The organism is Halofilum ochraceum, assembly GCF_001614315.2.
GTDB lineage: Bacteria > Pseudomonadota > Gammaproteobacteria > XJ16 > Halofilaceae > Halofilum > Halofilum ochraceum.
Genome location: NZ_LVEG02000001.1, coordinates 60,384 through 73,297 on the forward strand (window position 1 = coordinate 60,384; position 12,914 = coordinate 73,297).

Here is a 12,914-nt window from a genome sequence, read left to right on the forward strand (position 1 = left end):
ATCAGTCGTTCGACAGGGAGAAGCGGGGGCGCAGCCGGATCGCGATCAGCGAGCCCACCCAGGCGGCCGCGAACCAGATCCACCCATGGAGGCTGGCGGAGGCGATGCCGGAGAACATCGCGCCGATGTTGCAGCCGAACGCGAGGCGCGCACCGTACCCCATCGCCAGACCACCGATCGCGGCGGCCAGCAGCGAGCGCGGCGGGATCCGCCCCTGGCTGGCGCGGTTGAAGCGCCCGGCGAGGCCGGCCGCCAGCATCGCGCCGACGAGCAGTCCGAAGTTGGTGACCGAGGTCACGTTCACCAGCACGCTGTCGGCCAGCGCCATGGCCGGGTAATCCCAGGTCCAGAACTCGAACTGGCCCATATCGACGCCAACGGCCTGCAGGATCTTGGCCCCCCAGAGGCCGAAGGCGAAGGTGATGCCCCACGGGTGGCCGGCCAGCAGCAGTACCGCCAGATTGCCAACGGCCAGTACGACCACGGCCCAGATCAACGGCCACGGGCCCTTGAACAGGCTACTGAACATGCCGCCTTGCGGCCCGGCCAGCAGGCGCCGCTCGACGTCACCATGGCGGCGGCGTTCGATCCGCGTGACCCACCAGGCGAGCCCGCCACAGAGCGCGAGCGTCAGGGCGATCGCCCCACCGGCCCCGAGCCCGCCCGCGAGATTCACGGGATCGAAACCGGGCTGCTCCAGCCACCAGGGCAGATGCAGGGTCCCGATGACGCTGCCGATGACGAAGAACACCAGCGTCAGCATCATGCGGATATTGCCGGCGCCGACGGTAAACAGGGTGCCGGAGCCGCAGCCGCCGCCGAGCTGCATGCCGAAGCCGAACAGGAACGCCCCGATCAGCAGGGAGAGTCCCACCGGCGCGAGGGCCCCCGTCATACCGCCGCCGGCGAATGCGAGCACCGGCACGATCAGAACCGTCGCGAGCGCCAGCAGTGCCAGCTGCGCGCGCAGCGCCGCCCCGCGCCCCTGGACCACGAAGCGGCGCCAGCCGCCGGTAAAGCCGAATGCGCCGTGATACAGGCCGATTCCGAGGGCGCCGCCGACAAAGAACAGGGCGACCAGGAAGGGCGCCGTCTCCAGCGCGATCAGCGCGGCCAGCACGGCGGCGGCCGTCAGTGCCGTGGTGACCACGAAGCGGTCTACCCGGCGCGGATCCACCGCCGCCGCGGACCCGCGGCTCATTGCTTCACTCGTCGTTGCCATCGCCGCTTGCCGTAATCAGTCGAACAGCCAGTTGTAGACGGCGCCAAGGCCGCTGCTCGCGGTCTGCAGCGGACGGTTCTCGTCCTGCGACCACTCGGTCATGGAGCCGTCGTACATGGCCACGTCCTCGAGACCCGTCAGTTCGCTCAGCGTGAACCAGCCGATCGCGGCCCAGTGGCCGGTATTGCAGAACGTGATCGTCCGGCCGTCATCGCTCACGCCGGCCTGATCCATCAGGGCCTGCAGCTTCTCGCGGTCGACCACGAATGCGGTACCGTCCTCCACGAGCTGGCCCTGCTGCAGGTTGAGGGAACCGGGAATCGTTCCGGCCGCGCGTGCCGCCGGGTGTTTCTCCTCGCCCTGATACTGTTTGGCCGGGCGATTGTCGACCAGTTGAACGCCGGCCTCGCGGGCCTGCTGCACCTCGTCCGTGTCGGCGATCAACTCGGGTCGGAAATCGGCCTCGAACGCCGCGGTCGCGGGCGCGTTCCAGCCGGTCTCGACCTCGTTGCCGGCCTCGACCCAGGCCCGGTGCCCGCCGTTGAGGATGGCGACGTCATCATGGCCGAGGACCCTGAATGTCCAGTACACGCGGGCCGCGCTGCCGAAGTCGGTGGAGCCGACACCGGCCGGGACGATGACCACGTCGGACTCGTTATCGATACCGAGCGAACCGATCAGGCGCTCGAGGTCCTCGACCGGCGGCAGTTTGCCCGGCACGTCACCTTCCTTCTGCCGCCATCCGTCGCCGGTATAGCTGCTGTAGACGGCGCCGGGGATGTGGCCCTGTTCGAAGGTGTCGCGATTGCCACCATCGATGGCGTTGCGGATGTCGAGAATGACCAGGTTCTCGCCGCCGCGCTGCTCGGCCAGCCAGTCGGTCGATACCAGCGGTGACAGTTCGCGCGCGTGAGCGCCGAACGGGATGGTCAGGAGCAGCACCAGCGTGCTGGTAAGGATTGCGCGAAACATGGGAACTCCGACTGCGTATGCAGGATCAGGGACTGAACCTATGGTAAGGGCGGCGATTGGTTATAAGAACCCTTTGCGCAAGACCGATTTGGCATATCCATATCGCCGGGTGGCCATACGCCGTATGGCCTGCGCATCGCCCGGATGCATGGGGTATCTGCATGGGTTATCCGTTCGACCGCATGCGCCGCGATCGGGTTCCCCGGGAGGGGACTGGCAAGGCGCGGGCGGGAACGGGTATGTTGCCAGCCATCGACACCACGGGAGCCATGACCGTGTCTGAGAACGAACGTGAGATGGACCGGGCTGCGGGTCGGTTTCGCTCGGTCGTCACGTATCTGGAAATGCGGCCCAACGGAGCAATACCGGAGCCCGTACCACCGCGCCCGGGGGTTACCGCGGCGCGTTGGTTGAACCCCGACGTCGACGAGTATCTCGCACTGTTTCACCGCGTCGGCGATCAATGGTTATGGTACGGGCGGCTGCATGCGGGACGCGACGAAATCGCCCGCCTGATCGGTGCGGACGACTACGAAATCTGGCGTCTGATGGTCGATGGCGAGGTCGCCGGTCTGGGTGAGTTCGACCGGTCGAAGCCGGGGGAAGTCAAAATCGAATATTTCGGCCTGCTGCCGGACCGGATCGGCGGTGGACTGGGCGGTTTCCTGCTGCGCACGCTGCTGCATGAAGCCGCGCGGCCCGGTGTCGATCGCATCTGGCTGCATACCTGCACGGAGGACCACCCGCGGGCGGTGGACGTGTACCGGCATTTCGGGTTCCAGCCCTTTGATGAGGAAGTCGAGTGGGTCCATGACCCGCGGCTGCGCGGGCTATTGCCACGCGATGCGGGGCCGCATGTGACGATACCCGAATAGCGGTGAACACCATGCCAGAGCCGCGCGGGCGGCTCTGGCACCCGGTCGTTGTCATCGGTCTGTGCCTGTCGGCTCTGACTGGCCCAACTGTGTGGGATGCCAGGTCACTACTCGGTTGCGGCCGCCACGTTTCGCCTCGTACAAGGCCTCGTCCGCCCGTCCGTGCAGCGCGTCCATGTCGTCGTCCCCACCCTCGAGTTCGGCAACGCCGAAGCTCATGGTTACGTGCCCGACCGCTGAGAAATCCTGGTCCTCGACCCGGGCGCGGATCCGTTCCGCGAACGTGGCCGCGTCGGCGCCCGTCGTCTCCGGCGCCACGATCGCGAATTCCTCGCCGCCCCAGCGCGCGAGCAGATCGGCCGCCCGGGCTTCATGACCGAGCAGTGCGCCCAGTTCGCGCAGAACGGCGTCGCCGGCCTGGTGACCATGGTGATCGTTGACCGCCTTGAAATGGTCGACATCCATCATGATCAGACTGAGCGGGCGCCCGTAACGGCGGGCCGATTCGATCAGCCCGGCCCCTTTTTCCTCCAGTTGGCGGCGATTGCCGACCTTCGTAAGGTAATCGACATACAGTGTCTGCAATCCGGTGACGTCGCGAACGACCGCGTAGAAGCCGCGGACGCGGCCGCGGTAATCGCGATCCGGGGTGTAGTCGCCTTCCACGTACTGCTGGTCGCCGGAACGGAACACGGCCTGGGTCTGGAAGTGGACCGTCTCACCCCTCAGCGCTGCATTCATGTAGGGCTCGATGGCGGCGAAGCCCTCCTCATCAAGAACGGCACTCAACGCGTGACCGACGAGTCGTTTGCGCGGCAGGCCGAACCAGCGCTCACAGGCCGTGTTGACCTCGCGGAAGCAGCCATCCCGGTCGATATACGCGATCATGATCGGCAACGCATCGACCAGTGCCTCGCGCCGGGCACGCTCGGAGCGATAAGTGTGCGCCGATTCCAGCGCGGCGGCGAGCATGCCGGAGGCGAGCTGCAGCAGATCCCGCTCCGCGCTCGAAAAACGATTGACCGTGCCCGAGTAGACCTTGATGACGCCGAAACAGCGGTAACCGTGGCAGAGTGGGATCAGGATGCCGGAACGGAATCCCACCGCCCGCGCGGGTTCCGTGGCGACCCGGTCGTCGCGGGCCGTGTCCTCGCAGATAATGGCCTGAAGTTCCCGGTAACAGACCCCGGAGAGGCTGTGGTCGATCGGAACGCGGGTGCCGAGATGGGCGGCCGCCTGACCGGCAACCGCCCGGTAAACCATCTCGCCGCCATCGGGTTCCTCGACGACCGCGCTCTCCGCGCCGCTGATGCTGAGGGCGAGATCAGCCACTTTCTGTCGGACCGTATCGATATCCAGACCGCCAGTCGCCAGTTCGCCCTGGACGCGCGCGAGCGCTTCAAGCTCGCCATGTCGCCGCTCCCGCTTGCGGGCACTGGTGACATCGCGTGTGATCGCAACGAAATGCGTGATCCGCCCGCTGTTTTCCCGGATGGGGCTGATGCGCCACTGCAGCAGGAAAGGCCGGCCGTCACGGCGGTAATTCACCACCTCGCCAGCACATTCATCGCCGCTCTCGAGCGCGCGCCGCAGGCGGTCGAGTTGATCGCGATCCGTGTCCGGACCGTGGAGCATACGCGGTGTCTGGCCGAGCAGTTCGCTGGTGGCGTACCCGGTCATGTCGGCGAAGGCCGGATTGACGTAGACGATCCGGGGGCCGGGCGGGTCCAGACAGGCATCCGTGATCACGACCGCGTCGTCGATCTGTTCAAGAATACCCAGTTTGATTCCCGGTAGCGGGTCGGTCATCTCCGGCATCGTTACGGTTACTCGTTCGGAATCTGCAGTGACGCCTCCCCGCGTCCCGCACGTTCGGTCTGGTATTCCTCGAGAACGGACCCGATCTCCCGCTGCATTCCATCCGCGTCCACCGGTCCGCAGAGCAATCGATGCACCGCGGCTGCATTGACCGCGCGTTGCACCGCGTCACCCGTGGGGTCAGGAGCGATCAGTACCCGCCGGATCGCCGGGTACAGATCGTGCACTCGCTGCAGAAGTTCCGTTGCGGCAGGTCCATCCCCGGCGTCCGCCATCACGACCGCCACCGGCGCATTCAGCGCCAAGGCCCGTAATGCGGCCTCCTCGTCGTGCACGTCTACGATTCGGCAGGGCATGTGCTGCAGTGCGCCCTGAATCGCCGTATGCGTCTCGGGTGTCGCGCTGCAGGCGATGATCATCGGCTGCTCCTCGGTGTCAGTGGCGGTGACGTCGAATCGCCGGGCGTCCGCGAGCATGCGTGCGACTTCAGGGGCCGTGATGGCGGGTGCGAAATAAAAGCCCTGGACATGGCGGCATCCCTGCGCCTGGAGGAATCGGACCTGCGCCTCGGTCTCGACCCCCTCCGCGACGGTCTTCATGCCACGGCTTCTGGCCAGTGCCAGTACGGCCCGCAGGATCGCCGCGTCGCCGGGGTCGCGGGTCACGCCCTCGATAAAGACCCGGTCGATCTTCACCTTGTCGATCGGGAACTTCTTCAGGTAGTTCAGCGAGGAGTAGCCGGTACCGAAGTCATCGAGTGCAATGGTGACCCCGAGCTCACGCAGCGCATGCAGCGTTCGGGCCGCATCTTCCGGATTGTGCGCCAGTGAACTCTCGGTCAATTCCAGTTCGAGGCAACGCGGATCCGCGCCGGTCGCCTGCAGGGCATGGCGGACAACCTCGACGAGGTCTCGCCGTTCGAACTGCACGAGGGAGAGGTTGACCGCCACGCGGGGAAGGTCGGTGCCGCCGGTGGTGAGTACGGCATCCCACTCGGCGATACGGGCGCAGGCCTCGTGGATCACCCATTCCCCGACCTCGACGATCAGCCCGGAGCGCTCGAGCTGCGGTATGAACTCGCCGGGCGAAACCGGACCGTGGGACGGGTGTGTCCATCGTAACAGTGCCTCGAGACCCGATATCCGCCCGGTCGCCAGGTCGATCTGGGGTTGGTATTCGAGATGGAATTCGGTGTGCTCGAGGGCCCGCCGCAGATCCCCTTCGGCCGACAGCCACTGGCGTGCCTCTTCGTGCATGGCCGGTGTGTAGAACGCAAGCTGTTCACGGCCGCGTTCCCGTGCCCGGTGCATCGCCATTTCGGCGTGGGCGATGAGTTCTTCGCCGGTATGACCGTCCTCGGGGCCGTACGCGACGCCCAGTGTGCCCGTTACCCGCAGTTCGTCATCGTTGAAAGAGAGCGGTTTGCTGAGCGCCTGCTGGACCCGGGTCGTGGAGGTCTCCGCGCCTTCTTCCGACGGGCCGGTCATCAGGGCGACGACAAAACCGTCGTTTCCGATGCGGGCGACGCTGGCTGCTGGACCCGCGGCATCGCTCAGTCGGTCCGCGATGGTCTTGAGCACATGGTCGCCGCCCGCATGCCCCCAGGTCTCGTTGACGAACCCGAATCCGTCGATATCGATGTGCATGACCAGCAGACGCCCGGCAACTGTCGGGGCCTGGGAGAGCATATGGTTGAGCCGATCGATGATCAGTGTCCGGTTCGGCAATTCCGTGACCGGATCGAAATGCGCGAGCCGCGTGAGTTCGTGCTCCTTCTGCAACTGTTCCGTCACGTCGTACTGCGTGCCGATATAGTGAGAAACCCGCCCTTCGTCGTCGCGGATCGGGGCGATGCTCATATCGGCGTAATAGAGCTCTCCGGACCGGCGCCGGTTCACGAGCATGCCGTGGAACTCGTGGCCCGCGTCGAGCGCGTCTTTGAGGCGTTCCCGCACGCCGGGCTCGTTATGGTCCGAGCCCAGCAGTGAGGGCGTCTGTCCGATTACTTCGCTGCCCGTGTAGCCCGTCATCCGTTCGAATGCCGGATTGACGTACTCGATGACGCGGTCGGCATCGGTGATGATGATCGCATCGGCGGCCTGTTGTACGGCGCGGGACAGTTTGCGCATCTCGGCTTCGAACGTGCGGCGCTCGGTTACATCGCGCAGGATTGCATGCAGTTGGTGGTCAGTAGGGCCAAGCAGGACCTCGAGCGTGGCCGGGTCGCCGTTGCCGCGCAGAATGCTCCATTCGAATTCCTGCGGACCATCGTTCCAGGCCGCCTCGCAGAGCCGCCGCGCCATTTGCGCGGAGTTTTCGCCGTTGGGCTGGTTTTCCGGTGAAAACGCTTCCAGAGAAAGCCCGACCAGGTCCTCGCGGTGCCGATCGAAAATTCCCGGCGCACGGGGATTGCAGTCGACGATCTCTTCGCGATCCATGATCAGCACGCCGTTCGGTGCGTCTTCGAACAGGGTCCGGTAGCGCGCTTCGCTTGCCCGCAGCGCCGTCTCGGCGTCCTTGCGCTGCGAGATGTCGGCGCTGGCGCCGACCCATTCGGTGATCCTGGACATGTCATCGAGTACTGGAGCCGCCCGGTCGAGGAACCACCCGTAGCCGTTATCATGCCGCCGCAGGCGATACTCCATGCGGAAAACGTCGCCCGTGTGGATCGCCTCGTGCCATGCCGCCAGGTATGCATCGCGGTCGTCCGGATGGATCGCTTCGAAGGAGCCCCAGCCGAGCGCCTCCTGTCGTGTATAGCCCGTGTATTCCAGCCAGGCCGGGTCGATCTCGTAGAGGCGGCCGTCCGCGTCGGCCCACCACAGGAAGTCCGAAGTGGCCGTTACCAGGGAACGATACCGACGCTCGCTCTCCCGCAGCGCCCGTTCGGCCGCGCCGCGCTCCCGCTCTCCGCGCGCTTCCCTGAGTGCCCGTTCAACCGATGCACCGAGCCGGTCGATATGGGATTTCGCGACGAAATCTCTGGCGCCGCGGTGCAACAGTTCAACCACGGTCTCTTCGCCGATGGTGCCCGACACGAGAATGAACGGGATTGCCTGATGACGATCGTGCAGGAGATCGAGCGCGGCGCCTGAATCGAGTCGCGGCATGCCGTGATCGGCCAGGATCACGTCCGGTATGTCTCCATCAAGTACGCCGAGCAATTGCTGCTCGTTTTCGGCGCGTCGCCACTCAACCGAGAAGCCGTGGCGTTCCAGCGCGAGCGCGTTCAGGTGGGCATCGTCCTCGGAGTCTTCGAGGATCAGCACCCGCAGTCTGTTCAGTGATTCCGTCATCAGCGCCCGTACGGGACCTCGTTGAGGAGCAGCCAGTACATACCGAACTGCTTGACCATGTCGTGGAACTGATCGAAGTCTACCGGCTTGCGCATGTAACTGTTCGCGCCCAGCCCGTAACTGTCGACGATGTCCTCCTCTTCGGAGGAAGAGGTGAGTACCACCACGGGTAATAGACGCGTACGCTCGTCACCACGGATCCGGCGAAGCACTTCCATGCCATCGAGTTTCGGCAGTTTCAGGTCCAGCAGCACGACCGCCGGGAGCGGGTTCATTGCCCGGTCGCCGTCGCTCGGCTCGAGTCCGAGGCACTCCAGGGCGTCGGCGCCGTCGCGCGCGATGACCACCTCGTTCGCGATCCGGCTCTCCTCGAGCGCGACGCGCGCGAGCTCTTCGTCATCCGTGTTGTCCTCGACCAGCAGGATCGTCTTCACGTTGCTCATTCGTTACCGTCCTCCACGGCCTTCGCGGGCCGCAGTTCAAGCCAGAATGTCGCCCCGGCGCCCGCTTCACTCTCCGCCCACACGCTGCCGCCATGGCGGAGCACGATGCGTTTTACCGTAACCAGGCCGATCCCGGTGCCCTCGAACTCCGCCTCCGAATGCAGACGCTGGAAGGCACCAAAGAGTCGGTCGACGTAACGCGAATCGAATCCGCTGCCATTGTCACGGACATAATAGCGGTTGCGGTGATCGGGATCGCGGCCCAGTTCGATCACGGGGCGATCGGCGTGGCGTGAGAATTTCCACGCGTTGCCGAGCAGATTCTGCAGGACGATCCGCAGCAGCGGCTCGTCGCCCCACACGTACAGCCGCGGTTGGCAGTGCACGGTGACCGCGCGCCCGGGATCAGCGTCGCGCAGCTCCTGGATCACCTCACCGGCGAGGGAGGAGAGATCGACCGGCTTCCACTGCATGGGCTGGCGTGAAATCCGGGAAAGTCGCAGCAATGCGTCGATGAGATCCGACATCCGCTGGCTGGCGTTACGGATCCGCTGCAGGTAGTCCCGCCCGCGCTCATCGAGTGCGTCGGGGTACTTCCGTGCGAGGGTTCGGCTGAAACCGTCCAGCGCCCGCAGCGGCGCCCGCAGGTCATGCGATACGCTGTAGCTGAACGATTCGAGTTCGCGCGCATAGCGTTCGAGTTCACGCGTACGCTGTTGTCGTGCCGCGGTCTCCTCCACGGCCACCGCCACGGAGCGGATCGTCTCGCGCTCTTCCTGGCTGAATGCCGCGTCGTGATCGCCCGCGGGAAAATGTTCGTACGCGATAATGATTGCCCCGCGGTCGGTCCCGGCCTGGCGAATCGGCTCGGTGAGCTGGATACCGCTCTCGGGCCATCGCTCGGGTGCCCAGGCGTGCTCATCGAACCGGATCGCGACGCGCGCCTGTTCCGGCTCCCGCAGCGCATCGGGGATGGCCCGGGCGATCTGCTCGAGCAGTTCGCCGAACGGCGGCTCGCGCCGGATCGCCTCGGCCACCCGGTGCAGACAGCGCAGTTCCCGCAGGCGCTTGTCGGTCTCGCGCAGCAGGCGTTCGCGTTCCGCCTCGGACGCGCGCTGCGCGGTGAGGTCACGCGTCACTTTGGCGAATCCGCTCAGTGTCCCGGTGTCGTCATGAATGGCCGTGAGGACGACATTGGCCCAGAACCGGGTTCCGTCGCGGCGTATGCGCCAGCCTTCGTACTCGACCTGGCCGTCCGTTTTCGCCTGCTCGAGATGCCTTTCGGGTTCTCCGTCCGCATGGTCCTCGGCCGAATAGAAGCTCGAGACGTGGCGCCCGATGATCTCGTTGGCGACATATCCCTTGATGCGCTTCGCGCCCTCGTTCCAGCTTGTTACATGACCGCCGGTATCGAGCATGAAGATGGCGTATTCGCGGACCTGGTCGACGAGCAGACGGAATGGATCCGGATTTTCACCACGCGGATGCACTGCGACAGGCGGCTCGTGTGGGACATCGTGGCTCATGGATGATCCGGTATCGAGGATGTGTCGGCATGCCCGATTGCCCGCTTTGCCCTGAGCGCCAACCGACCAGGACGGCTGCGTACAGTCGCGGTGTACGGGATGACGGTATGCCCGACCGGGTCGAGCGGGATTCGTGTGGCTGATCGGTTTCGGTACGGCTCCCGGTTCGACGTCGCGTGAACGGGGCCATCGACGTACGCCGGCGACCGTTGTCAGCCGGTGAGTCGCGCGGTCGTTCGACGGCATAGAGCGAGACTATGCACAGTGTCCCGCTCAGCCATGGCGGTGACCATTGGGGGAAACCCTGCATCGGAACGCAGGCGTTCTGAAGGCGCAGCCGCGGTATCCTGCGGCTTGTGAAAGGCCTGGACCTGCACCTTGCGTGCAGCCGTTGTCAGTCCGGGTCGGCGCGTGTCTCGCTGCCGGCGGTTGTGTGCCTTACCGCACTTCGCGTGAGCGCCTCTGAAGGCTGGTCGCCCGGCCGTGCCAGTGCATCGAGCACGGTCCGCGTGACCCTCGGGCTCAGGAAGCTGCGCCCGGATGCCGCTTCCCTGAGCGCCAGATACAGCACGTCGGCGTCGTCGTTTTTCGTGACATAGCCGTTGGCGCCAATCTGCAATGCCCGATCCAGCTCGCCGACCTCCTGATGCCGTGCGATGACGACGGTCGCCGGCGCGTCGGGCTGTCCGTGCCACGGCACGGTGTCGAGTCCGTCCAGACCCGGCATATCGAAATCGATCGCGACCACATCCACGGTCGAACGTCGCGCGTGGTCCGCGATTTCGTCCATGTTCGCCGCCTCGGCGACCACGTGGAACGATCCGCCGGCTTCGATCAGGCAACGCAGGGCATGACGCGTGAGTACCGGATAGTCCGCGAGCAGGATCCTCACTGGTCGCGTTGTGGTGTAGGTCTCGGAGGTCATGAGCTTCCGCGATCTCCAGGCTGCGCGGTGTTCAATGATGTTTCCGGACTGCGGTCCGGTGATGCCGCAGGGGAGAGGCCCGCGCTCCTTCAGGCTCAGGTCGATGGCGGACCGAGCCCCAGTCGTCCCGCCTCGTGCACCAGTTCGACCACCCGACTCACGCCAAGTCGCCGCATGATCGCGGCCCGATGGCTTTCCACCGTCTTGATGCTCAGACCAAGGGCGTTGGCGATCTCTTTCGTACGCCATCCATGGGCCACCATACGGAGGACTTCGCGCTGACGCCGGGTCAGAGATCCGCGTTGCTGGGCACCTTCACTGATCCGTTTCAGGTAGCGATCGATAATCGGACGGCCGACGTCCGGGCACAAAAACCCGTCCCCACGGTGCGCCGAGTGAATGGCGATCCGCAGGGCGTCCGCTCCGGCCCCATAGCGGCAGAATCCATGGCAGCCCATATCGAAGGCACGAACCGCTGCAGCGGGGGTCGTCCTGGTCGCCATCATGATCGCCCGCGGCCGCGATCCGTGCGCCGTGATCCGACGGCATGTTTCCAGCACATCCCGTCTGGTGCCCGTGAGTCCGATGAGCGCTACGTCGGCAGCGACGGTCTCCAGTACTTCAAGGGCCTCGGCGGCATTCGCGGTCTCGGCCGCGACCTGGATGTCAGTGCAGTCGTGCAGCGTCGTGCGCACCTGCTGGCGGGCGGCTCCGTCGTCATCGACGATCAGGACGTCGACTGGTTGCCGCCCGCGGCGTACCTTCGTATCCAAACGCGCACGTTTCCCCTACCGGTGTGCCGCAGGCTTCCGCTCTCTGCGGTACCGGACAGACTCAGTTGAATATCGCGGGCGATTTTCCGCGCGTCCCGCCTATCACCGCCAACATACCGGCCGGGACGCAAGCGTAAAATTGGGGGAAACCCTGGTGTCGGCTGTCTGGCGTGGTGCTCCGTGATCCAGGCGTCACCTACAGCGTGAGCAGACCCATCCGGACGGCCTGCTGCACGAGACCGGCGATATTCCGTACATCAAGGCGACGCATGAGTTCGCCCCGGTGCGCTTCGACGGTCTTGACGCTGATTTTGAGGCGTTGCGCGATCCGCTTGGTCGTGTGGCCCTTGGCGACGAGTTCAAGCACCTGGCGCTGCCTGTCCGTCAGTCGCCGTGTTCCGTCGTCCCGGGTATCGACATGCTCGAGGTAGGCACCGATCACCTTGCGCGCGATGGAAGGGCAGAGGAAATTCTCGCCCCGCGCAGCGGCGCGGACGGCCAGTTCCATTTCGGTGGCGCCCGCGCTTTTCAGCACGAACCCGGCGGCGCCGTTCTGCAATGCGCCGAGGATGGAAGCGTCCGCGCCCTGCACCGAAAGGATGACCACTCGTAGCGTTCCGCGCCCGGATTCCACGAGCCGCCGGGTTGCCTCGAGCCCGTCCACGCCGGGCAGTGCAATGTCGACCAGGGCGACGTCCGGCCGGGTGGAGCCGGCGAGTGCCAACAGCTCGTCGCCATCCGCCGCTTCGGCCACTACCGCAATGTCGACGCAGGGATCGAGTGCATCCCGGATGCCCGAACGAACTGCGTCGTGGTCGTCCGCCAGAATCACGCGGACTGCATCACGGCTCGCAATCTGCGTTGTCATGACCACCACATCGCCGTCGCGATGCTGCGTAACCTCTTACCCCCAGTGTAGAAGTATTGTCATTGCATTGCATTGCACTGCCTTGCATTGCAACACGGCACCCACATCGTGCCCAGTGCGGGGGTCATTTCACGCTGATCCGCGCGCGCGCGAGGCGGCCTGTACGGCCCGGCCGGCCAGCGGCCTCCACGACGCG

Annotated in this window: 10 protein-coding genes; 1 reads left to right on the plus strand and 9 read right to left on the minus strand. The window is 65.5% G+C overall.

Annotated elements, in window-relative coordinates; translation table 11 throughout:
- Position 1 precedes the first annotated feature (1 nt).
- Both A0W70_RS00300 and A0W70_RS00305 read right to left on the minus strand, forming a co-directional pair.
- The gene (locus tag A0W70_RS00300) at positions 2 to 1,201 is read right to left on the minus strand and encodes a YeeE/YedE family protein (protein WP_070987249.1); all 1,200 of its coding nucleotides are present in this window, start codon (positions 1,199 to 1,201) and stop codon (positions 2 to 4) included.
- 36 nt (positions 1,202 to 1,237) lie between these two features.
- Entirely contained in the window at positions 1,238 to 2,194 is a 957-nt protein-coding gene (locus tag A0W70_RS00305; protein ID WP_083330656.1) for a sulfurtransferase, read from the minus strand.
- 275 nt (positions 2,195 to 2,469) lie between these two features.
- Between A0W70_RS00305 and A0W70_RS00310 the strand changes: the two genes are divergently transcribed.
- Positions 2,470 to 3,069 (plus strand): GNAT family N-acetyltransferase, encoded by a 600-nt coding sequence (locus A0W70_RS00310; protein WP_175443020.1) that lies wholly within the window; start codon positions 2,470 to 2,472, stop codon positions 3,067 to 3,069.
- A gap of 51 nt (positions 3,070 to 3,120) precedes the next feature.
- On the opposite strand, the gene A0W70_RS00315 is transcribed toward A0W70_RS00310, so the two are convergent.
- The 7 genes from A0W70_RS00315 to A0W70_RS00345 all read right to left on the minus strand — a co-directional run bounded on the left by A0W70_RS00315 (position 3,121) and on the right by A0W70_RS00345 (position 12,718).
- Positions 3,121 to 4,878 (minus strand): sensor domain-containing diguanylate cyclase, encoded by a 1,758-nt coding sequence (locus A0W70_RS00315; protein WP_175443021.1) that lies wholly within the window; start codon positions 4,876 to 4,878, stop codon positions 3,121 to 3,123.
- A 17-nt stretch (positions 4,879 to 4,895) separates the two neighbouring features.
- Positions 4,896 to 8,183 carry an EAL domain-containing protein gene (locus tag A0W70_RS00320; RefSeq protein WP_070987255.1) on the minus strand — a complete coding sequence of 1,096 codons (3,288 nt, stop codon included), beginning with the start codon at positions 8,181 to 8,183 and terminating at the stop codon, positions 4,896 to 4,898.
- Positions 8,183 to 8,626 carry a response regulator gene (locus A0W70_RS00325; protein ID WP_070987257.1) on the minus strand — a complete coding sequence of 148 codons (444 nt, stop codon included), beginning with the start codon at positions 8,624 to 8,626 and terminating at the stop codon, positions 8,183 to 8,185. Before A0W70_RS00325 ends, A0W70_RS00320 begins: the two co-directional genes overlap by 1 nt.
- Positions 8,623 to 10,152 carry a sensor histidine kinase gene (locus A0W70_RS00330; protein ID WP_070987258.1) on the minus strand — a complete coding sequence of 510 codons (1,530 nt, stop codon included), beginning with the start codon at positions 10,150 to 10,152 and terminating at the stop codon, positions 8,623 to 8,625. The genes A0W70_RS00325 and A0W70_RS00330 overlap by 4 nt, the downstream gene beginning before the upstream one ends.
- A 394-nt stretch (positions 10,153 to 10,546) precedes the next feature.
- Positions 10,547 to 11,077, minus strand: coding sequence for a response regulator (locus tag A0W70_RS00335; RefSeq protein ID WP_070987260.1), 531 nt, complete (start codon positions 11,075 to 11,077; stop codon positions 10,547 to 10,549).
- A gap of 95 nt (positions 11,078 to 11,172) precedes the next feature.
- Positions 11,173 to 11,850 carry a response regulator transcription factor gene (locus A0W70_RS00340; RefSeq protein ID WP_070987262.1) on the minus strand — a complete coding sequence of 226 codons (678 nt, stop codon included), beginning with the start codon at positions 11,848 to 11,850 and terminating at the stop codon, positions 11,173 to 11,175.
- Positions 11,851 to 12,046: 196 nt separating this feature from the next.
- The gene (locus A0W70_RS00345; RefSeq protein WP_070987264.1) at positions 12,047 to 12,718 is read right to left on the minus strand and encodes a response regulator; all 672 of its coding nucleotides are present in this window, start codon (positions 12,716 to 12,718) and stop codon (positions 12,047 to 12,049) included.
- Positions 12,719 to 12,914: the final 196 nt, after the last annotated feature.